We start from the raw sequence: 22,905 nt of genomic DNA, 5'->3' as shown, positions 1-22,905 counted from the left end.
GCGCTCCACTCACGAGACGATGCGCTTCTGGAGCTCGGCGGCGGCAGCGGCGGGATCGTCGGCGTTGTAGATCGCCCCACCGGCCACCGCGACCACCGCCCCGGCCTCACGCACCGACCCGATGGTGTCCGCCTTCACCCCACCGGCGATCGAGAACGGCACCCCGGCCGCCCGACCGTCGGCCAGCAACCGGTCGATCGAGTACCCCGGACGCGCCTGCTCGTCCAGACCCGCATGGATCTCCACGAACGCCACACCCAGCTCCGCGACCTGACGGATCCGCTCGACCCGCCCGTCCACCACCCCGATCATGTCCGCCACGACCCGCTTCCCGTGCCGGGCACCGGCCGCGACCGCACCCCGCACCGTGTCGTCGTCGGCCACCCCCATCACCGTCACCAGATCCGCACCCGCACCGAACGCCAGATCCGCCTCCAGCTCACCGGCATCGGCGGTCTTCAGGTCCGCGAACACCAGCTTGTCCGGATGCGCCGCCTTCACCGCGGTCACCGCCCCGATACCCGCCGACTTCACCAACGGCGTCCCCAACTCCAGAATGTCCACGAACTCCGACACCCGATTCGCCAGCGTCAACGCCGACGGAAGATCCAGAACATCCAAAGCCACCTGCAACTGCACGACGAACTCCTCACCACGACAACAGGAAGAACAACACCCCCACCGTCGCCCCGCCGACACCCACCCACAACACCACCACACATCCGGAAAACCGATCACCCGATCCGCACCCCGAATACCCCCACAACCGGAACGGCCGCCCTACGATCGAATGGTGTCGAGACATTCGTCGAGAAGAACGCTGTTCGCCCCGTCCATCCTCTCCGCCGATTTCGCCCGTCTCGCCGAGGAGGCGGACGCGGTGCGCGGTGTCGACGGCCGGGGCGCCGACTGGCTGCACGTGGACGTCATGGACGCCCATTTCGTGCCGAACCTGACCCTGGGTCTACCGGTCGTCTCCTCGCTGCTCGCCGCGACCGACCTGCCGCTGGACTGCCACCTGATGATCGAGGACCCGGACCGCTGGGCGACGGGCTACGCCGAGGCGGGTGCCCACAACGTCACGGTGCACGCCGAGGCCGCCGCCGATCCCGTGGCCCTGGCACGGAACCTGCGCGCGGCAGGCGCCCGCGCGGGGCTCGCGATCCGGCCCAGCACCCCCCTGGACCCCTGGCTCGAGGTGCTCCGGCACTTCGACACTCTGCTGGTGATGTCGGTGGAGCCCGGGTTCGGCGGTCAGGCCTTCGACCCGGATGTCCTCGACACGGTCCGCCGGGCCCGCACACTGGTCGACACCGGACACCTGGACCTGGTCGTCGAGATCGACGGTGGCATCAACGCCGACACGATCGAGCAGGCGGCGGAGGCCGGCGTCGACTGCTTCGTGGCCGGATCCGCGGTCTACTCGGCCGCGGATCCGGCACGGGCGCTGGAGGGGCTGCGCCGCCAGGTCGACGCCGTCCGCGACCGGCGTCGGTGATCAGATGCCGAACCTGCGCCGGACGTCCGGAGCATGGCGCCGGGAGACCGGCACGCCCTCGTGCGACCGGCCGTCGGTGATCAGGAACAGTTCACCGCGCGGACCCCGCTCGATCTCGGCCACACGGCGCAGGTTCACCAGGTAGCGCCGGTGGACCCGTCGGATCCCGAACGGGGCGAGAGCCTGTTCGACGTTGTCCAGCCCGCGGGTGGCGGACTGGATCCGGCCCCGCTCGGTGACCAGCCAGACGGTGTTGCGGTCGGCCTCGGCGTAGCGGATCTCCGACGGGGTCAGCAGGACCAGCCGGTCGTCACGCACGCCGATCACCCGCCGCGGGAGCACCTCGGAGGCCTGGCCACCGGCGTCACCGGGGGAGTAGGCCTCCCCGTCCGCGACCCCGACGGCGCACAGCAGTCCCACCACGCCCTGGCCGTCGACGACCGGCCACAAGGTGAGCGGGACCTCCGCCTCGCCGGGACACACCGCCAGGCGGGCGTGTCCGCACCAGTCCGGGCCGCACCCGGACCGTTCGATCGCCCAGCGGACCACCTCGGGCAGACCGGGGACGTCGGGCACCCGGCGCGCCGCGGTCGCGCTCGTCCCGACGACGGGTGCCGCGCCGGTGAGCCCCAGTGCCACGGCCGCCTCGTCGTCGGCGGCGATCACGCTGCCGCCCCGGTCCATCGCGACGAGTGCGCCCCGCGTCCGGGCCGCCCGCGTCTCGAACGCGGTGACGACGACATCTGCCTCGTACGCGGCCCGCCGGCGGATCACCTGCTCGACACAGGCGACGGCCTCCGTCAGCCACGGCAGAACGAGAGGCGGGAGGGACGCGTTCCACCGCGAGATGTTGATGGAGGCGACGGGTGCGCCGGTCACCACGTCCCGCACCGAGATGCCCGCGCACGCCCAGTCGTGGAACCCCTGGCACCAGTGCTCCGGACCGGTCACGGTCACCGGACCGTCCACCTCGAGCGAGGTGCCCATCCCGTTGGTCCCGGTACACGCCTCGGACCACGACGACCACGGAGCGAGGTTGTGCAGTTCGGCGCGGCGCCGCGCCGACGAGTCGCCCCAGGCGCCCAGCACCCGCCCCCGGCTGTCCGCGACGGTGACGACGCCCCCGTCGCGTTCGATCTCGCGGCCCGCCATCGCGCCCAGCCCACCGAGGGCGGTGAACACCACGCCGTCGTCCACCCGGGGGCTCTCCGCGCCGCTGCCGGCTCCGGGGGCGACGTCCAGGGTGCTGTCGACCCCGTAGCGGTCCCGGCACCGGTACCACGACGCGAGGATCTCGGGACGCACCCCGGTCCTGACCTCGTTGCCCGCGGCGAAGTCCTCCCAGGCCCGTGCGACCTCGCGGGCCGACGACGCCGCGACGAGCGGACCCCGCGGGGCGACGTTCCGGCTCCCGCTCCGCTCCGGAGCCAGGACCAGCGGTGGGACTCTCCCCGTCATCGCGACCTCCTTGTCGCCGGGCGCCGGGGTCAGTTCGCCCCGGCCACCCACATCCGTTCTGCATTTCCTCCCGCCGGCACGTACGGTGCCGGCGCCATGTGCCGGATCCGCGGGAACGTCCGCGCCGGCACACTCAGCCGACGACGTCCGGCATGCGGGGGAAGCGTGTGCCGTTTCGACGGCGCAGTGATCGGACGCTTCTCCCGGAGAGCGCGCCGCGCCCGCCTGTCACGCATTCCCCGCCGTTCGTGATCTCCCGGCGCAGTCCGCTTGCCCTCGATTCGACCGTGCGTTTAGCGTGCGAGTCAGGTTGCATCACCGCGCTCGATCGAGACAGACCAAAGGCGGTCGCCATGCCACAGGTAGTGCGTCCCGGCACCGGCCCGGAGGACGCCGACGTGCGGCGGGCCTGGGAGCGGTTCGCCGCCGGTGACGACGCGCTCAGCGGGATCCGGCCCGAGATCGCGGTGTCGTGGCACCGGTGCCGGGACCAGTACGGGGTCGACCCGCTCATCTCCGAGGCCCCGGCCGCCGTGACCGAGGTCGTCCACACCCTGGAACACGACGTCGTCATCGCCGAGCTCGGGTTCCGGGCCGGCCCCATCGCCCACGAGCTGAGTGGAGAGGGCGGGATCGTCACCATCGCCGACGCCAACGGCCGCGTGCTCGCGCAGTGGGGCGACGAGGCGACCCGTGCACTCGCCGCCGAGGCCAACCTCGCGCAGTGGTACTGCTGGTCGGAGAGCTCGGTCGGCACCAACGGCATGGGGACCGCGCTCGCGTCGCACACCCCCGTCACGGTCCGCGGCGCCGAGCACTGGTGCGGGGCGTTCCAGGACTGGAACTGCACCGGGGTCTCGGTCCGCGACGCGGTGAGCCGACAGCCGGTGGCGGTCCTGAACATCTCCTGCTGGCGGCGCGAGCTCCCCCGGTCGGCGCAGGGATGGCTCGGCACCGCGGCGTCCGCGACGCAGCGCATCCTGCGCCAGCGAGCGCGGGGCGACGGCACCGAGCTGATCGCCGCGGTCAACCACGCGCGGTCGTTGACGACAGCTCCGCTCGCCGGCGTCGACCCGGCCGGGCGGGTGGTCGTCGCCGACGACACCGCCGGGGTGCTGCTCGGCATCCCCGGCTCCACACCGGCGCCGGACCCGGCGGTCCGGTGGAGGCCCGAGCTGCCCGAGTTCATCCGGGCCGCCCGGTACGCCGCGGGGCAGGCGGGCAGGGACGCCGGCTGGACCGGCTCGACGCAGATCCTCACCCGGCTCTCCCGCGAGCCGATGACGATCAGCTTCCGTCCCGTGTTCCTCGCCGGGCACCTGGTCGGCAACGTCGTCTCCTTCGGTGTCTCGGAGGGCGAGCCGCTTCCCGCGTCGACGGACGCCCCGGACGCACCGGCCGCCCCGCAGACCCCGCCGCGCCGGCTCGTCGCGGCCCGCGAGAACAGGATGGTCCTGCTGCGTCTGGCGGAGGTCGCGTTCGCGCAGTCCGACGGCAACGAGGTGTGGCTGACCACCGAGGAGGGGCAGATGCGGTCCGCGTCGCTGGGGCTCGACCGGCTCGAGTCCGAGCTGAACGGCGCCGGCTTCCTACGGGTGCACCGCCAGTTCGTGGTGAACCTCAGCCGGATCCGGGAGGTCGAACGCCGGGAGAAGGGCGAGCTGGTGCTCGTCATGGACGACCCGGCCGAGACGGTCGTGCCGGTGTCCCGCCGCAACATCCCGACGGTCCGCCGCGCGCTCGAACTCTGACCCGGGCCGCGGCCTTCAGCCGCGGTAACGGTGCACGTCGCAGACGCAGTACATCAGCCGGCACTCGAAGCATTCGGGCTTCCCGACGCAGGTGATGCAGGGGCCGCACTCCACCGGCTCGGTGTGGCGGGCCATGTCCTCGGGCCCGAAGCGCTCGCCGCACAGCATGCACGGCAGGTTCTGCCGCGGTCGTGTGGCCGGGGTCTGGGTCATCGTCATCACCGTCGGTTTCCGTGGTCGGGCCGGTACACCCGGCCGGTGGGGCCGCAGACGCGACCACGTCCCCACCGGCCGGGTGCTGGTCAGAGGACCGGTGTCACAGGGAGAACACGATCAGTGATGCCCCGTGTCCCTGTCCGGACAGACCCGGCACGATGCCCTCCAGCCAGCCGCCCCATCCGACCGGGACCGCGATGTACTGCTTGCCGTCCACGGTGAAGGTGCTCGGGCTGCTGTGATGGCCGCTGCCGCACTGGAAGCTCCAGAGCTTCTCGCCGGTCTCGGCGTGCAGCCCCAGGAACTCGCCCGCCGGCGTGCCGGCGAACACCAGGTTCCCCGCGGTGCTCAGGGTCGAGGCGGCCATCGGCATGTCCTTGAGCCGGTAGCGCCACTTCTCCTCGCCGTGCGAGTCGAACGCGCTGACCGAACCGGCCATGTTGTCGATGTCGACCTCGACGGCGGCACCCCAGTAGGGCATGCCCTCCTTGAACTCACGGCGCCGGCGGGTGGCGGTGGCACCGACATCGGCGACCGGGACGTAGAACAGGTCGTGGTCGGGGTTGTAGGACGCGTGGGTCCACTCCTTCGCGCCCGCCGGTCCCGGGAAGAAGTGGCAGGGCTCGCCCTCCTTGTCCGGGTACTTGCGCGGGGTGACCTTGCCGTCGCGCGTGATGACGCCCCAGTCGATCCGGTCCACGAACGGGGTGACGTGCTGCAGCTCGCCGTTCGTCCGGTCCAGGACGAACATGTACCCGTTCTTGTCGAAGTGGGCCAGGAGCTTCTTCCCGTCCCGCTCGAACAGGGTCATCTCCATCGTGGAGTCGTAGTCCCAGAGGTCGTGCGGCGTGAACTGGTAGTGCCACTTGATCTCGCCGGTGTCCACGTCCAGCGCGACGACGCTGTCGGTGTAGAGGTTGTCGCCGGGGCGCACCTCGCCGTCGAAGTCCGGGGCCGGGTTGCCGGTGCCCGCGTAGTACAGGTTCAGCTCGGGGTCGTAGGTGCCGGTGACCCAGTGGTTCGCGCCGCCGCGCTGCCACGCCTCACCGTCGTCGGGCCAGGTCTCGGACCCCGGCTCGCCCGGCTTCGGCACCGTGTAGGTGCGCCAGCGCTGCTCGCCCGTCTCCAGGTCCCAGGCGTCGATGTGGCCACGGACGCCGTACTCACCGCCGGCGGAGCCGGTGATGAGGAAGTCCTTGATGACCAGCGGCGCGATCGAGGCGCTCTCGCCGGCGCGGACGTCGCCGATGGTCTTCTGCCAGACCCTGCGCCCGGTGGTGGCGTCGAGTGCGACCAGCTGCGCGTTCTGGGTCACCATGTAGACCTTGCCGTTGGCGACCGCGCAACCGCGGTTGACGTTGGCGCAGCACAGCGTCACGTCGATCGGGATGGCGTGCTTGTAGCGCCACAGCTGCTCGCCGGTCACGGCGTCGAGCGCCCAGATCTGGCCGTCCCAGCCCGTCACGAACATGACGCCGTCGACGACGATCGGGCACGCCTCGAAGGCGTAGGTGGAGGTCGAGGCGATCATGCCGGTGGCGCTCGCCTGGAAGATCCAGGCGACCTTCAGGTCCTTGACGTTCCCGGCGTTGATCTGGTCCAGCAGGCTGTGGCGCTTGCCGTCGTAGTCGCCGTAGTAGGTGATCCAGTTGTGCGACTCGCTGCGCGCCTGCAGGATCCGGTCGTAGTCCAGCCCGCGTGTCACGTCCGGTGCGCTGTGCGGGAGGTTCGAGAGCTTGCTGTGGTCGAACGCCTTGCCTGCGTCCACGTACTCGATGGTCATGGTGATTCGCCCTTCTTACGGTCGCGGCTGGGCAGGACGGTCGAGCTTCGCCTCCGGTGGGACCTCACCGGTCACCACGATCGCGGCGGTCAGACCGCGGCCCTCGTCGTTACCCGCCGGGGAGCCGTACCAGTAGCAGCCGGGACCGTCGAGCTCGATCGTCGCGCTCCCCTTGGAGTGGTTCACCAGGCCGATGAACTGCCGGTCCCCGTTGCTGGGCAGCAGGCACGCGTGGGTGTTCTTGTCGTCGTTGATGATGGTCAGCTCGAGCGTGCCGCTGTGCGGCATGATCAAGATCGCCGGATCCCACGTCATGGCGTCCTCGGGGATCCTGATCGTCGCCTCCATCACGCCGTCGGGACGCTCGGTCGCCCGGGCGACCGAGCCGGTCCCGAGCACCGCGCCGATGGTCGCGCGATTCTGCCCGCTGAGTTCGGCCAGGAGTTCCTCCCGGCTGTCCTGGGCCGAGTCCTCGCGGTCCTGTATGGATGTCATCGCTTCGCCTCCTCGTCGTTGAGAAAAAAGCAATTCGGCGGCGCCGGTGTGTGCGGAACACGCGCGTCCCGCGCGCCGGCCGACTGCGATACAACAGCCGCTGCGGGAATGGGACGATCATCCGGCCACCATTCCGGTGGTGATTGCCATCACCCGCCGCGCAACACACGTTACATCGCACGAGGGTGTTACGGTATGGCTCGCCGTTGACGGGGCAACAGACCCCGTTCGCCGGTCGCGGCCTACCGTTCGTACCCCCTCGGAGCCCGCGGAGCAGTCCCGGGGCCGCTGCCCCGGCGGTGTCGCCGCGGCCCGGTCCGGAGCCGTGGACACGGACGAACCGCACGTCACGGGGGTAACGAGGCCGTCGCGACCACTCCGGCCCGTCCTGGGCGCAGCCGATCTCCGGTCCTGCCGGTCGCGCCGGTCCCCGCCCGTGCGGAGACGACGTCCACAGGGTGGGAGCGGCCGGTCCGCCGCCGCGGCCGGCACCGCGCGGGACGACCTCCGGCGGTGCCGGCGTCGTGTGCCGGGGCCGCGTCCCGTGCGTCCGGCGGCGCCGGCCGGACCTGATCTCCCACACGGAGATCGCCGGTCCCGCAGACGCGTTCGGACGCAATTTCCCGGACCGCCCACGATCGCTTGTCCGGGCGCAGGATCAGATCAAGTCGAAACGGTCGAGCTCCATGACCTTGACCCATGCCGCGACGAAATCACGGACGAAACGGTCAGCCGCGTCGTCCGCGGCGTACACCTCGCACAGCGCCCGCAGCTCCGAGCTGGACCCGAAGACCAGGTCGACCCGGCTCGCGGTCCACCGCAGCTCACCGGTGTCCACGTCCCGGCCCTCGAACACGGACCCGTCGCCGTCGGGGCTCGCCGACCACCGGGTGCGACCGTCGAGGAGGTTCACGACGAAGTCGTTGGTCAGCGTCCCCGGCGACGTCGTCAGCACGCCCGTACGGGAACCGCGGTGGGTGGCTCCGAGTACACGGAGCCCGGAGACGAGGACGGTCATCTCCGGTGGGGTCAGCGTCAGCAGCGCGGCCCGGTCCACCAGCAGGTGCTCGGGCGCGATGCCGGAGGTGTCCCCGACCCAGTTGCGGAACCCGTCGGCGCGCGGCTGCAGGGCCGCGAACGATCCGGTGTCGGTCCACTCCTGCGTCGCGTCGGTGCGCCCGGGCCGGAACGGCACCACGACCTCGTGCCCGGCGTCCGCGGCGGCGCGTTCCACCGCCGCGCACCCGCCGAGCACGACGAGGTCCGCCATCGTGATCCGCCTGCCGCCGGTGTGCGCCCCCTCGAACCGCTCCCGGACCCCCTCCAGGACGGTGAGGACCTCGTCGAGCTGTTCCGGGTCGTTGACCTCCCAGTGACGCTGGGGCGAGAGCCGGATCCGTGCTCCGTTGGCGCCTCCGCGCTTGTCGGTGTCGCGGTAGGTCGAGGCCGACGCCCACGCGGTGCCGACGAGCTGGGCGACGGTCAGGCCGGACCCGAGGACCATCCGCTTGAGAGCGGCGACGTCGTCGTCGTCGACCAGCTCGTGGTCGACCTCGGGGACCGGGTCCTGCCAGAGGAACGGCTGCTCGGGGACGAGGGGACCCAGGTATCTGCGGGCCGGGCCCATGTCGAGGTGGGTGAGCTTGAACCAGGCCCGGGCGAAGGCGTCGGCGAACTCGTCCGGGTCGTCGAGGTAGCGACGCGCGATCGACTCGAACCCGGGATCGGCCCGGAGCGCGAGGTCGGTGGTGAGCATGACCGGGTGCGAGCGGACCCCGGGGTCGAACGGGTCCGGCACGGTGTCCGCGCCGCCGCCGTCGCGGGGGACCCACTGCCACAGGCCGGCGGGGCTCAGCTCGACGTCCCACTCGTACTCGAAGAGCGTCTCGAGGTAGGTGTGGTCCCAGCGGGTCGGGGTGCGTGTCCACGCGCCGTGCAGCCCGGCGGTCACCGTGTCCGGGCCGAGGCCGGTGCCGTGACCACCGCTCCAGCCCATGCCCTGGGCGGTCAGCGGAGCTGCCTCGGGTTCCGGTCCCGCGGTGACCATCGGGTCCGCCGGGCCGTGCATCCGGCCGAACGTGTGACCCCCTGCGATCAGTGCGACGGTCTCGGCGTCGTCCAGGGCCATCCGGCGGAAGGTCTGACGGATGTCGCGCGCGGACAGCTTCGGGTCGGGGTTGGTGGCCGGACCCTGCGGGTCGACGTAGATCAGCCCCATCTCGCTCGCACCCAGCGGCTCGTCGAGCTCGTGGAGACCGGTGTAGCGCCGCTCCGACAACCACTTGCGCTCGGGGCCCCAGTACGTGTCGTCCGGTTCCCACACCTCCGGGCGCCCGCCGGCGAACCCGAGCGTCGTGAGCCCCATCGACTCCAGTGCACGGTTGCCGGCGAAGATCATCAGGTCGGCCCAGGACAGGCACCGGCCGTACTTGCGCTTCACCGGCCAGAGCAGGCGCCGCGGCTTGTCGAGGTTGCGGTTGTCCGGCCAGCTGTTCAGCGGGGCGAAGCGCTGCATGCCGGCGGCGGCTCCACCCCGGCCGTCACCGGCGCGGTAGGTGCCCGCCGCGTGCCAGGCCATGCGCAGCACCAGCGGTCCGTAGTGACCGGAGTCGGCGGGCCACCAGTCCTGCGAGGTGGTGAGCACCTCGTCGACGTCCCGGGCGAGCTCGTCGAGATCGACGGTCGCGAAGCGCGAGGGGTAGTCGTCGTCACGCGGGTGCGGTCTGCGCAGCGGTGCGAGATCGAGCCGTTGTGGCCACCAGTCCCGAGGGCGCAGGTGGGTGGCCTCGGCGCCGGACCCTGCGCCGGCCAGGATCTGGTCGTAGGTGCGGTAGACGTGGGTGTCGGGGTTCTCGGGCATCGTCGTCCTCCCCGGGCCGACCGTCCAACGTGCCCCGCCGCCCCCGGTCGGACAGGGGCGTCGACGCCCCGGCCGGTCCCCGTGGGCATCGCGCCGCCGATGTCGGACCCGCTCCTGGCGGCCCCGGCCGCCCGGGGCCGGTTCCCGGTCCGTGCGCGGGGCCCTTCGGAGCATCGCTGGCGCGACGGGGCATCGCAAGGGGGCCGGTACCAGCGGTCGCCGATCGGTGCCGAACGGGGACGGGGCGAACGCGAACGGAGCAGCTGTGGGCCCCGTACGGCGCCGGGCGTCAGGCCAGGCGCCCGCCCGTCCCGCCGTCGAAGACGTGGATGCGCTGCGGGTCCGGGGCGAGCCGCAACCGGTCGCCGCGCCCCGGGGGGACCCGCGCGTCGGTACGGGCGACGAGCGAGGTCCCGGAGCCGTCGGTGAGGGTGCCGTAGACGTAGGCGTCGGCCCCCAGCTCCTCGACGACGTCGACGGTCACCTCCAGCCCGTCCCCGGCCCCGGCCGGGCGCAGGTCCTCCGGACGGATCCCGACCGTGACCGTGCCCGACGCCCCGCCGGGCACGGGGATCCGCACCCCACCGAGGGACACCGACCCGTCGGTGGGGGAGGGCACCGTCACCAGGTTCATCGCCGGTGACCCCACGAACCCGGCGACGAAGGCGTTCACCGGCCGCTCGTAGAGCTCGCGCGGCGTGGCGCACTGCTGCAGCACCCCGCCCGAGAGCACCGCGACGCGGTCGCCCATCGTCATCGCCTCCACCTGGTCGTGGGTGACGTAGACGGTGGTGACACCCAGGCGCCGCTGCAGCGACGCGATCTGGGTGCGGGTGGACACCCGCAGCTTCGCGTCCAGGTTGGACAGCGGCTCGTCCATGCAGAACACGGCGGGCTCGCGCACGATGGCCCGGCCCATCGCGACCCGCTGACGCTGCCCGCCCGACAGGGCACGCGGCTTGCGGTCCAGCAGCCCCTCCAGGTCGAGGATCGTCGCCGCCTCGGCGACGCGGCGGGCGATCTCGTCCTTCGGGCGGCCCGCGTTGGTCAGCGCGAAGCCCATGTTCGCGGCGACCGTCATGTGCGGGTAGAGCGCGTAGTTCTGGAACACCATCGCGATGTCGCGGTCCTTGGGCCGGACGTCGGTGACGTCGCGGTCGCCGATCCGGATGGCGCCGGCGTCGACGTCCTCCAGGCCCGCGAGCATCCGCAGCGACGTCGACTTCCCGCAGCCGGACGGCCCGACGAGCACGAGGAACTCGCCGTCGGCGATCTCCAGGTCCAGCCCGTCGACGGCGGGGGTGTCCGACCCGGGGTAGATCCGCGTCGCCGAGTCGTAGGTGACCGTTGCCATGTCAGCGTCCCGCCATCAGATGTTGGGCTTCACGTCGGTGTCGAAGATCCGGGTCAGCGTGCCCTTGAGGGTGGTGAGCTCGCCCTGCACGTCGGCCCGCTGGTTGAGGATGTTGGCACAGGTCCGCGCGATCTCCTGGTCGGCGCCCGGGAAGAACGCGCGCGCCCGGTCCTGGGTGCGGGTCCGGTCGAGCTGGTCGATGGCGATCTTGCGCAGCGGGGTCTCGGCGAGCAGCGGGCCGGTGTCGGCCGAGGTCCGGAGCGGCAGGTAGCCGGTGGCCTGGGAGAACAGCACGGTGTTCTCCGGGCTGGTCAGGAACTTCGCGAACGCCGCCGCGGCGAGCTGGCGCTCCGGCGGGACCCCGGCGGGGATCCCGAGCCCCGCGCCGCCGGTCGGGCACACCGGCCCGGCGACCGGGCCCGCGGGCAGGAAGCCGGCGCCGACGTCGAACCGGGCCGCGTCGAGCACGGTGACCAGCGAGCCGGTGGAGCCGACCGTCGCCGACACCGCCCCGGCACCCAGGTCGGTGGTGCCGTCGGTGGCGGCGACGCCGGCCCAGCCCGAGGTCACCGCGTTCTGCAGGGCCGAGACCGCGCGGACCGCCTCGGGGGAGTCGCAGGTGACGTCCCACTCGTCCGACCACGCACCGCCCTCGCCCCAGAGGTTGTTCTGGAACGACCAGCCGGCGTAGTCGGCCAGGGCGGGGAGCTGGTACGCCTTCTGCGCACCGGTGCCCGCGGCCTGCAGCCTCGGCCCCCACTCGGCCATCTCGGCCCAGGTCGCGGGCGCGCGGTCGGGCAGACCGGCCTTCTGCCAGTGCGCCTTGTTGTAGTAGAAGATCGGCGTCGAGCGGGCCCAGGGCAGCGCCCAGAGCTTGCCGCCGTAGCGGTAGTCCTCGATCAGCTGCTGCCGGTAGTCGGCGGTGTCGATGCCGGTCGCGGCGATCAGCGGGTCCATCGGCACGATGGAGCGCTGCATGTAGTAGCGGAACCACCAGACGTCGGAGAGCACGACGAGGTCGGGCAGCTGGGAGCCGCCGCCGGCCTGCGCGGTCTGGAAGCGCTGCGCGATCTCCTCGTAGTTCGCGCCCGCGGTCACCAGGTTGACCTTCGTGCCCGGGTTGGCCCTCTGGTAGGCGTCGATGATCTGGCGCGACACCGTCTCCGAGCTGCCCGGGTTGTTCGTCCACCAGGTGATCTCCTTCGCCGGCTGCACACCGGAGTAGTCGACCTCCGGGACGGCGGCGGGCCCGCCGCCGCCGGTGGAGGGGCCACCGCAGGCGGCCAGCGCCGCGGCGGCGCCGGTGATGCCGGCGAACTTCAGGAATCCGCGACGGTCGAGATGCATGGCAGCTGGCGTCCTTTCGGGGTGGGGAGGAGGAGCGGGGAGCGGTCTCAGTCCTTGACCGCACCCTGGGTCAGCCCGGCGATGATGTGGCGCTGCAGCGCGATGAAGACGATCAGGACCGGCACGATGACGGCGACCGACCCGGCCATGAGCTGACCGTAGGCCGCGGCCCGGTTGTCCACGTTGGCCAGCAGGGTGAGCCCGACCGGCAGCGTCATCATCTCCGGCTTCGAGATGATCACGAGCGGCCAGAGGTAGTCGTTCCACTCGTAGACGATGGTGATCAGCGCGACGGTGGCGACGGTCGGCGCGGACACCGGCAGGACGACCCGGGTGAGCCGGCGCCAGTGCCCGGCGCCGTCGAGCTCCGCGGCCTCGAGCAGACTCGGCGGCAGCGTGCGGAAGTGCTGGCGCAGCAGGAACGTGCCGAACGCCGTCCCGAGACCGGGCAGGATGATGCCCCAGTAGGTGTCCGCGCCACCGAGCGCGGTGATCAGCGTGTAGTTCGGCAGCAGCGCCACCTGCGGCGGCACCATCAGCGTGACCAGCAGACCGGCGAAGATCCAGTTCTTGAACGGGAAGCGGACGAACACCAGCCCGTAGGCGGTGAACACGGCCAGCGCCACCTTGAGCGCGGCACCGACCGCGGTGACCAGTACCGAGTTGAGGAACACCCGGCCGAACGGCAGGCGCTCGGCGACGGTGGAGTAGTTCTCCGTCGTCGGCGCGGCGGGCAGCAGCGCCGGGGTCTGGGTGATGATCTCGGTCAGCGGCTTGAACGACGACAGCGTCATCCACAGCAGCGGGAACAGCACGACGAGCACGGCGACCAGCAGCGGGACGTAGGCGCTGGTCACGACCTCGAACAGGGCCCGCGGCGACAGCGCGCGGGACGACCGGGGCTCCGGAGCGGTGGTGGTCATGCGTAGTGCACCCGCCGTTCCATCCACCGCAGCTGGACCAGGGTGAAGACCACCAGCACCACGAACAGGACCGTCGACACCGCCGCCGAGTAGCCGGCCCGGTTGCTCGACCCGAACGCCTGCAGGTAGGCCTCGTAGATCAGCGTGGTCGTGCCCTGCCCGAGCGGGGTCATGATCCGGATCAGGTCGAAGGCCTGCAGTGAGTTCAGCGCGCTGGTCACGACCAGGAAGAACGTGACCGGAGAGAGCAGCGGCAGCGTCACCCGGAAGAACGTCCGCGTCGACGACGCCCCGTCCAGCGCCGCGGCCTCCAGCAGGTCCTTCGGGATCGACTGCAGGCCCGCCAGGTAGATCACCGCGGCGTAACCCATGTTCTTCCAGACGTAGACGATGCAGATCATCGCCAGCGACATCGACGGGTCGTTGAAGAAGTCCGGTGCGGTCCCGCCGAAGGCGCGGACGACCGCGCCGAGCACCCCGATCGACGGGTCGAACACGAACAGCCACACCAGCCCGACACCGACCCCGGACAGCACGTACGGGGAGAACACCGCGGCCCGCGCGACGCCGGTCCCCGGCACCCGCCGATTGAGCGCCAGCGCGATCAGCAGACCCAGCACCATCGACCCGCCGACGGTCACGACGGTGAACACCAGCGTCGTCCAGACGATCTCCGCCGACGACGGCGAGGTCAGGAACGTGACGTAGTTCCCGAGCCCCACGAACGTCGCCGACGGTGACCCGAGGGTCCAGTTCAGCAGCGAGTACCGGATGTTCTCGATGACCGGGCGATAGGCGAAGGCGACGATCAGCGCGGCGTTGGGCAGCACCAGGGCGAGGAACACCCAGAAGTCGTGCCGGTCCCGGGCGGTGAAGCGTCGCCGTCGCCGCGGCGGGGGGTGCGAGGTCGTACCCGGCGCCGTCGGCGTCGAGGCGGACCGGGTGGGGGTGGACGTCACGTGACCTCACGTCTGTCGCAGGGGCGAACGCGGGATCGCACCGTCGCGACCTCGCAGACCCTCGCAGTCTCGTGTGGCCCGGCCGTGTCAGGTGTCCGGCGAACAGGTGAACGACGACACTCGGACGGGTGACGCGAGAGGCTCTCGCTACTCCGCCACGCGGCAGATGGCGAATGCCTCCGCCGGAACGGTGAACGAGGAGCCGTCACTCGTCGTCGGCTCGGACGCCAGCAGGATCCGGGTGATCTCCGACCCGAGCGACAGCGTCACCGGCTCCGGACCGAGGTTCACCACCACCCGCATCCGCCCGCGGGCGACGACGAGCGTGCGCGCCTGCTCGTGGACGTCGACCCCGATCCGGTCCAGCCACGGGTCCGACAGCTCCGGCCAGGCGCGGCGCAGCGCGATGAGCTCGCGGTGCATCCGCAGCAGCGTCGCGTGCGGCTCCTGCTCGGGCTCGGACCAGTCGAGCCGGGAGTCGGTGAAGGTGGACTCGGCGTTCGGGTCGGGCACCTCGGCGGTGTCGTCCCAGCCGTGGTCGGCGAACTCGGCGCGACGGCCGTCGCGGACGGCCTTCTGCAGGCCCGGGTCGCCGAAACGGGAGAAGAACTGCCACGGCGTTCGCGCGCCCCACTCCTCGCCCATGAACAGCATCGGGGTGAACCCGGAGGTGAACAGCAGCGCCGCGCCGCAGGCCAGCAGGCCGGGGGACAGCGTGTGGGTGAGCCGGTCGCCGGTGGCGCGGTTGCCGATCTGGTCGTGGTTCTGCAGGTAGGTGACCAGTCGCGAGCCGGGGATGCGGGCGGTGTCGATCGGGGCGCCGTGGCTGCGCCGCCGGAACGAGGACCAGGTGCCCTCGTGCAGGAACCCGCGGGTGAGCACGTGCGCGAGCCCGTCGAGGCCCGCCTCGGCGAAGTCGCCGTAGTAGCCCTGGGACTCGCCGGTGAGCACGGTGTGCAGGCAGTGGTGGACGTCGTCGGCCCACTGGGCGTCGAGGCCGTGGCCGCCGCCCTCCCGGGCGGTGATCATCCTCGGGTCGTTGAGGTCGGACTCGGCGATCAGTGACAGCGGGCGGCCGACGTGTGCCTCCAGCGCGGTCACCTCGACGGCGAGCTGCTCCAGCACGTGCTGGGCCCGGGTGTCGCGCAGCGCGTGGACGGCGTCGATGCGCAGCCCGTCGACGTGGAAGTCGCGCAGCCACATCAGCGCGTTGTCGATCATGTAGCGGCGGACCTCGTCGGAGCCCGCGGCGTCGAGGTTCAGCGACGGGCCCCAGATGTTGGAGCCGGCGAAGTACGGTCCGAACCGGTCGAGGTAGGCCCCGGACGGCCCGAGGTGGTTGTAGACGACGTCCAGGACCACGCCCAGGCCGCGCGCGTGGCAGGCGTCGACGAAGCGTTTGAAGGCGTCGGGGCCGCCGTAGTTCTCGGTGACGGCGTACCAGCCGACGCCGTCGTAGCCCCAGTTCACCGGGCCGTCGACGGCGTTGACCGGCAGCACCTCGACCAGGTCGATCCCGAGCGAGACCAGGTGGTCGAGCCGGCCGATCGCGGAGTCGAACGTGCCGCCGTCGGTGAAGGTGCCGATGTGGCACTCGTAGAGCACCGACCCGGCCAGCGCGCGGCCGGTCCAGGTGTCGTCGGTCCACCAGAACGCGTCGTGGTCGTAGACGCGGGAGCGCTGGTGCACCCCCTTCGGCTGCCAGCGGGAGCGGGGGTCGGGCAGCGGCGTGGCGTCGTCGTCGAGCAGGAACGCGTAGTCGGTCCCGTGCCCGTGGTCGGGCTGGTCCGTGTGCCACCATCCCCCCGGGGCGGGGTCGAGCGCGATCCGCTGCTCACCCACCAGCACACTGACGCGGTTCCTGTCGGGGGCCCACACGGCGAACTCCGTCACGGACGCCGATCCTTCCGCACCTTGCGGCGCGTGGCGCGTCCGGCGGGGGTGGGTCGGCTCACGCGTCGCTACGCTGCTGTGATGAGTGACCCCGACTCCGGTGACGACCTCGACTCCGACGCGCAGCTGCAGCCCGAGGACACCCTCGAGTACGGCGGCGTCACCGACGTGCTCGACGAGGGCTACTCACCGCCCGAGCGCCCGTGGAACGACCGCGACGACGAGACCCTCGACGAGCGCCTCGCCGACGAGGAGCCCGACACCTGGGCGGCCGAGCTCGACGCGACCGCCGACGCGGAGGGCCGCGACGACGCCCGGGCGGCCGGGGTGGTCGGTGACCCGGACTCCCGCGAGGACTTCTCCGACGTCGACGACGCCACCGGCGACCTGCTCGGGGACGCCCCGGGCACCGACGGCGAGCTGCTCGCCGACGACGAGGTGGGCGAGCGCCGCGCCGGGCGACTCACGATCGACCACGCGAGCGTCGACGGCAGCGACGGCGGCGAGAAGGAGCTGGTGGCGGGCGACGCCGGGATCGACGGGGCGGGCGCGTCGGCCGAGGAGGCCGCCGTGCACGTCGTCGACGAGCCCTGACCCCCGCCACGGGTGCCCCCAGGGGAACCTTCGTGGCGTAGAGCGCTACGAGGGTTCCCCTGGGGACCGCCCGGAGGGTGGGCGGTGCCGGGTCAGGCCGGGCGCACCAGCAGCGCGACCGGGTAGCGCGAGAGCAGGTCCGACAGGGCGGGCGCGGGACCGTCCACCGGACGGTTCGCGATCATGTCGTGCCAGTCGTCGAAGCCGCCGGGCAGCGGCAGCCGGGTGTCGCCCCACCCGCCGCGGAGGGCCAGCCCCTCGGGCAGCCGGGTCGCGACGGCGACGAGCGCGCCCCCGCCGCGGGAGAACGCGACGGCGTGCTCCGCCGCGGTGCCCTGGGCGTCGACCCGGCCGTAGCCGCTGAACAGCTCCGGGCGGAACCGCCGCAGCCGCGCCGTCGCCGAGGTGACCAGCAGCTTCGCCGCACCGCCTCCGTCGACCGGTGGCTGCTCGCCGGCGTCGAGACGCTCCAGGATCGCGCGCCGCGCGTCCCAGTCGACCGGGCGCCGGTTGTCCGGGTCGACCAGCGAGTACTCGAACAGCTCGGTGCCCTGGTAGACGTCCGGCACGCCGGGCCCGGCCATCTGCAGCAGCTTCTGGGCCAGCGAGTTCGACCAGCCGGGCTCGGCGATCTCCGCGACGAACGCCTCGATCTCGGCGACGAGCTCGGTGTCGGCGAGGACCTGCTCCGGCCAGGCCGCGACCGCCTCGTCGACCTCGGAGACGGCGTCGATGTGCGAGGTCACCAGCTTGGCCTCCTTGGAGGCCTTGCCGAGGTAGCCCGCGAGCCGGTCGGCCGGGATCGGCCACGCCCCGACCAGCGACTGCCAGGCCAGCAGCTCCAGCGACCGGTCCGGCAGCGGGTGGCGCACCGACCACTCGCGGACCTTCGCCGCCCACGACGCGGGACGCTCGGCGAGTACGGCGAGCCGCGCCCGGACGTCCTCGGAGCGCTTCGTGTCGTGCGTGGACAGCGAGGTCATGGTGCGCGACCGCCCGGCCTCCCGGCGGGCGAGTCCGGCGTGGAACTCCCCGGGCGTCACCCCGAAGCGGGCCGGGTCGCCCCCGACCTCATTCAGCGCGACGAGCCGGTTGTACCGGTAGAAGGCGGTGTCCTCGACGCCCTTCGCGGTGACCATCCCGGAGGTCTGCTGCAGCCGGGTCGCGTAGTCCGACCCGGGCTCGCGGACCAGCCCGGAGTGCAGCGCACCCAGCACCGCGGCCAGGTCGGGGCGACGGGTGCGCGCCACCGCGACCGCGGTGTCGGCGGCCGCCCGGCCCTCGGTGATCTCCGGGGTGAGGTAGGAGCGGTAGACCGGGAACCCGCACAGCAGCTCGGCGACCGCGTCGTGCAGGTCCCCGGCGGCGACGTCGGCCAGGTCGAGCCCGGTGGTGCCGGAGTCGGCGCCGGGTCCCGCGCGGAAGGCGTCGGCGATCCGGCGCACCTCCGCGACCAGGATCTCCCGGACGACGAGGTGGCGGCCGTCGTCCTCGACGGCGTGCGCGGAGCGCTTCTCCCCGGTGTGCTCGGCGGCGAACTGGGTGAGCAGCCCCGCCCCGTCCGGGTCGACGAGCACCCCGCAGACCTCGCGCAGCGCCTCGTAGCCGGTGGTGCCGTCGACCGGCCAGGAGATCGGGAGCTCCTCGCCGACCCCGAGGATCTTCTCGACGAGCAGCCACCGGCCCGGGCCGAGCTCGGCGCGCAGCCGGCGCGCGTAGCCGCCCGGGTCGGACAGGCCGTCGGGGTGGTCCACCCGCAGCCCGACGACGGTGTCGTCGGAGCGCACGATGTCGAGCACCGTGCGGTGGGCGTCGGCGAACACCGCCGGGTCCTCGACCCGGACCGCGGCGAGGTCGCTGACGTCGAAGAACCGCCGGTAGGTCAGCTCCGCGGCGCCGCGCCGCCAGGACACGAGCCGGTAGTGCTGGCGGTCGTGCACCTCCTGCGCGGTCCCCTCGCCGGTCCCGGGCGCGACCGGGAAGCGGTGCTCGTAGTAGCGCAGCTCGCCGTCGGTCACCGAGAGCTCGGTGAGCGCCTTCTCCTCGTCGGCGTCGAGCACCGGCAGCAGGATCGGCCCGGCGCCCCAGTCGACGTCGAAGTGGCCCGCCCACCGGGACGCCTCGCCGTGCGTGAGCACGTCCCACCACCACGGGTTCTCCGCGGGCTTCGCGACGCCGACGTGGTTGGGGACGATGTCGATCAGCATCGTCAGCCCGTGCTCGCGCAGCGTCGCGAGCAACGACCGCAGCCCCTGCTCACCACCGCGCTCACCCGACACCCGGGTCGGGTCGGTCACGTCGTAGCCGTGGGTGGATCCGGCCGTGGACTCCAGCAGCGGCGAGGCGTAGAGCGCCCCGATCCCCAGCCGGTCCAGGTAGCCGGTCAGCGCGGCGGCGTCGGCGAAGGTCTGGTCGGCCGACAGCTGCAGCCGGTAGGTCGATCCCGGAAGGCGGGTCACGCCTCAGCCCTTCGATCGCAGGACGAGCAGGGAACGGGCGGGCAGGGTCAGCACCGAGCCCGCGGACACCGGGTCGAGGTCGGTCCCGGTGACGCCGGCGGCGTTCGGCGGGTGCACCTCGCCCGAGTGGGTGTCGACGACGATCTCCCACGCCTGCCCGAACTCGACGGGCGGCAGCGTGGTGTCGATGTCCTCCCAGAAGGAGTTGAAGCACAGCAGGAACGAGTCGTCGACGATCCGCTGGCCGCGCTGGTCGACGTCGGCGATCTGGCTGCCGTTGAGGAACACGACCACCGAGCGGCCCAGGTCGTTGTCCCAGTCCTCCTCGGTCATCTCCCGCCCGGCCGGGGTGAACCAGCCGATGTCGGCGACGTCCTCGCTGGTGGACGACCGGCCGATCGGACGGCCCGCGAAGAACCGGCGCCGGCGGAACACCGGGTGCGCGTGCCGCAGCGCGGCGACGCCCGCGGTGAAGGTGGTCAGCTCGTCGTGCTTGCCCGCGAGCTCCCACTCCTGCCAGGCGATCTCGTTGTCCTGGCAGTAGACGTTGTTGTTGCCGCCCTGGGTCCGCCCGGCCTCGTCGCCGTGCAGCAGCATCGGGGTGCCCTGGGAGAGCAGCAGCGTCGCCAGGAAGTTGCGCTGCTGCCGGGCCCGCAGCTCGACCACGGTCTCGTCGTCGGTGGGACCCTCGACGCCGCAGTTCCAGGACCGGTTGTGGCTCTCGCCGTCGTTGCCGTCCTCGCCGTTGGCCTCGTTGTGCTTCTCGTTGTAGGACACGAGGTCGGCCAGGGTGAACCCGTCGTGCGCGGTCACGAAGTTGATCGAGGCGTAGGGACGGCGGCCGTCGCCCTGGTAGAGGTCCGAGCTGCCGGTGATCCGGGACGCGAACTCACCGAGCGTGCCGGCCTCGCCGCGCCAGAAGTCGCGCACCGTGTCGCGGTACTTGCCGTTCCACTCGGTCCACAGCGGCGGGAAGTTGCCGACCTGGTAGCCGCCGGGCCCGACGTCCCACGGCTCGGCGATCAGCTTGACCTGCGAGATCACCGGGTCCTGCTGGACGAGGTCGAAGAAGGTCGAGAGCCGGTCGACGTCGTAGAACTCGCGGGCCAGGGTCGAGGCGAGGTCGAAGCGGAAGCCGTCGACGTGCATCTCGGTCACCCAGTACCGCAGCGAGTCCATGATCAGCTGCAGGGTGTGCGGGTTGCGGACGTTGAGCGAGTTCCCGGTGCCGGTGTAGTCCATGTAGTAGCGCGCGTCGTCGTCGACCAGCCGGTAGTAGGCGTGGTTGTCGATGCCGCGCATGGACAGCGTCGGACCCATGTCCGAACCCTCGGCGGTGTGGTTGTAGACCACGTCGAGGATGACCTCGATGCCCGCGTCGTGCAGGTCGCGCACCATCGCCTTGAACTCCGCGACCTGCGACCCGGACCGGACCGAGCCCGCCGAGTAGGCGTGGTGCGGGGCCAGGAAGCCGATCGTGTTGTAGCCCCAGTAGTTCGACAGGCCCTTCTCGGTGAGGTGGTGGTCCTGCACGAACTCGTGCACCGGCATGAGCTCGACGGCGGTGATCCCGAGCCGCTTGTAGTGCTCGATCATCGCCGGGTGCGCGACACCGGAGTAGGTGCCCCGCAGGTCCTCCTCGACGTCCGGGTGCCGGATCGTCAGGCCCTTGACGTGCGCCTCGTAGACGACGGTCTCGTTGTAGGGGATCTTCGGCGGGCGGTCCGAGCCCCAGTCGAAGTAGGGGTTGACCACGACCGACTTCGGCACGTGCGGCGCCGAGTCGGTGTCGTTGCGCGAGTCCGGGTCGCCGAAGTTGTAGCCGAACACGGCCTCGTCCCAGTCGACCGGGCCGTCGAGGGCCTTGGCGTAGGGGTCGATGACCAGCTTGTTCGGGTTGCAGCGCAGACCCTGGGCGGGGTCGTAGGGGCCGTGCACCCGGTAGCCGTAGCGCTGGCCGGGCTCGACGCCGGGCAGGTAGCCGTGCCAGACGAAGCCGTCGACCTCGGTCAGTGCCACCCGGGTCTCGGCGAGCCCGCTGGGGGCTCCCGAGTCGGGTTCGAACAGGCACAGCTCCACGCCCTCGGCGACCTCGGAGAACAGGGCGAAGTTGGTGCCGGTGCCGTCGTAGCTGGCACCCAACGGATAGGCGTGCCCGGGCCAGGCCTGCATGGTCTGCGTCCTCTCGTCGCGCGCCCCGGCCGCAGACCGGGGGCACGCTCACACTGTGTCGGGCGGGCACCGTTGCCGCATGGTGGGCGGGGCCGTCAGCGGTCCACGCCACATCACCCCCGCGTCCCGCAGCAGCTGCGGACGGGGGCGGTCGATCGTCCCAGGAACGGTCAGGAGTCGGCGAGCCGGGCGGGGAAGCCGCCGGTGGCGACCGGGCTCCACCGGGCCGGGGTGATGCGGATCAGGGCCTTCCCCTGGTCGGACATGGCGCGGCGGTACTCGTCCCAGTCCGGGTGCTCGCCGGAGACGGCACGGAAGTAGTCGACCAGCGGCTCGAGTGCGTCCGGCAGCGTGAGGAGCTCGGCGTCGCCCTCGACCTGCACCCAGGCGCCGTCGAACTCCTCGCTCAGCACGACGACCGCGGCCCGGCCGGCCTTCGCGACGTTGGCCGACTTGGCGCGCTCGGGGTAGGTGGCGATCACGATGCGTCCGTCGTCGTCGACGCCGCCGGTGACCGGGGAGGCCTGCACACCGCCGTCGGAACGGGTGGTCATCAGCACCATGTGGTGCCGGGGACGGATGAACTCGAGCAGCTCGTCCCGGTCGACGCGGTCGTTGCGGGCGATGGTGCGGGGCATGCCGGAATCCTAGGGCGGCCGGGGGCCCCGCGCCCGCCGTTCCTCATCCGCGCCGCGGGCCACTAAGGTCCGGCTCCGTGGCCACCGTCTTCACGAAGATCATCAACGGCGAGATCCCGGGCCGGTTCGTCTGGGCCGACGAGCAGTGCGTCGGGTTCCTGTCGATCAACCCGCTCGGCCCGGGGCACACGCTCGTCGTACCGCGGGCGGAGATCGACCAGTGGGTCGACGCCGACGCCGGGCTCGTCGCCCACCTCACCGAGGTGTCGCGGACAGTCGGGCTCGCGGTGCGCGAGATCTGGTCGCCGCCCCGGGTCGGTCTGCTGGTCGCCGGGTTCGAGGTGCCCCATCTGCACGTCCACGTGTTCCCGGCCTGGGACATGCGGGCCTTCGACTTCGCGAACGCGGCCGCCACCGTCGACGGCGCCGAGCAGGACGGGCACGCCGAGGCCCTGCGCACGGCGCTGCGGGCCGCCGGGCACGACGCGCACGTCCCGGGCTGAGC

Annotated in this window: 18 protein-coding genes; 4 read left to right on the top strand and 14 right to left on the bottom strand. The window is 72.1% G+C overall.

The features are described 5' to 3' along the window. Window positions 1-9 precede the first annotated feature (9 nt). On the bottom strand, window positions 10-639 hold the full coding sequence (gene hxlA / locus DMP15_RS19725) for a 3-hexulose-6-phosphate synthase (RefSeq protein WP_073573854.1): 630 nt from the start codon (window positions 637-639) through the stop codon (window positions 10-12). Between the two features lie 181 nt (window positions 640-820). On the opposite strand from hxlA, the gene rpe reads away from it, so the two are divergent. Further along, window positions 821-1,498 (top strand): ribulose-phosphate 3-epimerase, encoded by a 678-nt coding sequence (gene rpe, locus DMP15_RS19720; RefSeq protein WP_073577174.1) that lies wholly within the window; start codon window positions 821-823, stop codon window positions 1,496-1,498. On the opposite strand, the gene DMP15_RS19715 is transcribed toward rpe, so the two are convergent. Next, entirely contained in the window at window positions 1,499-2,956 is a 1,458-nt protein-coding gene (locus tag DMP15_RS19715; RefSeq protein WP_073577175.1) for a DNA-binding protein, read from the bottom strand. It abuts the gene before it with no gap. A 353-nt stretch (window positions 2,957-3,309) separates the two neighbouring features. Between DMP15_RS19715 and DMP15_RS19710 the strand changes: the two genes are divergently transcribed. Beyond that, window positions 3,310-4,707, top strand: coding sequence for a DNA-binding protein (locus DMP15_RS19710; protein WP_073577115.1), 1,398 nt, complete (start codon window positions 3,310-3,312; stop codon window positions 4,705-4,707). Between the two features lie 15 nt (window positions 4,708-4,722). Here DMP15_RS19710 and DMP15_RS19705 read toward each other — a convergent pair whose 3' ends face one another. The 9 genes from DMP15_RS19705 to treZ all read right to left on the bottom strand — a co-directional run bounded on the left by DMP15_RS19705 (window position 4,723) and on the right by treZ (window position 16,537). Further along, window positions 4,723-4,920: a recombination activating protein 1 gene (locus DMP15_RS19705; protein WP_073577173.1), complete on the bottom strand. Its 198-nt coding sequence runs from the start codon at window positions 4,918-4,920 to the stop codon at window positions 4,723-4,725. A 103-nt stretch (window positions 4,921-5,023) separates the two neighbouring features. Beyond that, a complete protein-coding gene (locus DMP15_RS19700) occupies window positions 5,024-6,706 on the bottom strand; it encodes a PQQ-dependent dehydrogenase, methanol/ethanol family (protein WP_337826281.1) in 1,683 nt (560 codons plus the stop codon). Window positions 6,707-6,721: 15 nt separating this feature from the next. Continuing rightward, window positions 6,722-7,201: an MSMEG_3727 family PQQ-associated protein gene (locus DMP15_RS19695; protein WP_062402320.1), complete on the bottom strand. Its 480-nt coding sequence runs from the start codon at window positions 7,199-7,201 to the stop codon at window positions 6,722-6,724. 658 nt (window positions 7,202-7,859) lie between these two features. Next, complete coding sequence (gene katG, locus DMP15_RS19690) at window positions 7,860-10,061, bottom strand: catalase/peroxidase HPI (protein WP_337826280.1); 2,202 nt, start codon at window positions 10,059-10,061, stop codon at window positions 7,860-7,862. 289 nt (window positions 10,062-10,350) lie between these two features. Next, complete coding sequence (locus tag DMP15_RS19685) at window positions 10,351-11,415, bottom strand: ABC transporter ATP-binding protein (protein ID WP_337826279.1); 1,065 nt, start codon at window positions 11,413-11,415, stop codon at window positions 10,351-10,353. A gap of 15 nt (window positions 11,416-11,430) precedes the next feature. Then, on the bottom strand, window positions 11,431-12,762 hold the full coding sequence (locus DMP15_RS19680; protein WP_337826278.1) for an ABC transporter substrate-binding protein: 1,332 nt from the start codon (window positions 12,760-12,762) through the stop codon (window positions 11,431-11,433). A 47-nt stretch (window positions 12,763-12,809) separates the two neighbouring features. Continuing rightward, a complete protein-coding gene (locus DMP15_RS19675; protein ID WP_202416725.1) occupies window positions 12,810-13,685 on the bottom strand; it encodes a carbohydrate ABC transporter permease in 876 nt (291 codons plus the stop codon). Then, on the bottom strand, window positions 13,682-14,644 hold the full coding sequence (locus DMP15_RS19670) for a carbohydrate ABC transporter permease (protein ID WP_253067780.1): 963 nt from the start codon (window positions 14,642-14,644) through the stop codon (window positions 13,682-13,684). The genes DMP15_RS19675 and DMP15_RS19670 overlap by 4 nt, the downstream gene beginning before the upstream one ends. 147 nt (window positions 14,645-14,791) lie before the next feature. Beyond that, the gene (gene treZ / locus DMP15_RS19665; RefSeq protein ID WP_337826277.1) at window positions 14,792-16,537 is read right to left on the bottom strand and encodes a malto-oligosyltrehalose trehalohydrolase; all 1,746 of its coding nucleotides are present in this window, start codon (window positions 16,535-16,537) and stop codon (window positions 14,792-14,794) included. 81 nt (window positions 16,538-16,618) lie between these two features. On the opposite strand from treZ, the gene DMP15_RS19660 reads away from it, so the two are divergent. Continuing rightward, the gene (locus tag DMP15_RS19660) at window positions 16,619-17,131 is read left to right on the top strand and encodes a DUF5709 domain-containing protein (protein WP_337826276.1); all 513 of its coding nucleotides are present in this window, start codon (window positions 16,619-16,621) and stop codon (window positions 17,129-17,131) included. 92 nt (window positions 17,132-17,223) lie between these two features. On the opposite strand, the gene treY is transcribed toward DMP15_RS19660, so the two are convergent. The 3 genes from treY to DMP15_RS19645 form a co-directional block, all read right to left on the bottom strand. Next, the gene (gene treY / locus DMP15_RS19655; RefSeq protein ID WP_337826275.1) at window positions 17,224-19,590 is read right to left on the bottom strand and encodes a malto-oligosyltrehalose synthase; all 2,367 of its coding nucleotides are present in this window, start codon (window positions 19,588-19,590) and stop codon (window positions 17,224-17,226) included. Between the two features lie 3 nt (window positions 19,591-19,593). Next, a complete protein-coding gene (gene glgX, locus DMP15_RS19650) occupies window positions 19,594-21,762 on the bottom strand; it encodes a glycogen debranching protein GlgX (RefSeq protein WP_337826274.1) in 2,169 nt (722 codons plus the stop codon). Window positions 21,763-21,932: 170 nt separating this feature from the next. Further along, complete coding sequence (locus DMP15_RS19645; RefSeq protein WP_073577105.1) at window positions 21,933-22,400, bottom strand: PPOX class F420-dependent oxidoreductase; 468 nt, start codon at window positions 22,398-22,400, stop codon at window positions 21,933-21,935. 77 nt (window positions 22,401-22,477) lie between these two features. Between DMP15_RS19645 and DMP15_RS19640 the strand changes: the two genes are divergently transcribed. Beyond that, complete coding sequence (locus tag DMP15_RS19640) at window positions 22,478-22,903, top strand: HIT family protein (protein WP_062402348.1); 426 nt, start codon at window positions 22,478-22,480, stop codon at window positions 22,901-22,903. The last annotated feature ends 2 nt before the right edge of the window (window positions 22,904-22,905 follow it).

Origin of the sequence: Pseudonocardia sp. UM4_GMWB1 (genome assembly GCF_017312155.1) — a bacterium.
Taxonomy (GTDB): Bacteria; Actinomycetota; Actinomycetes; order Mycobacteriales; family Pseudonocardiaceae; genus Pseudonocardia; species Pseudonocardia alni.
This window is presented reverse-complemented; position numbering and strand designations above follow the sequence as displayed.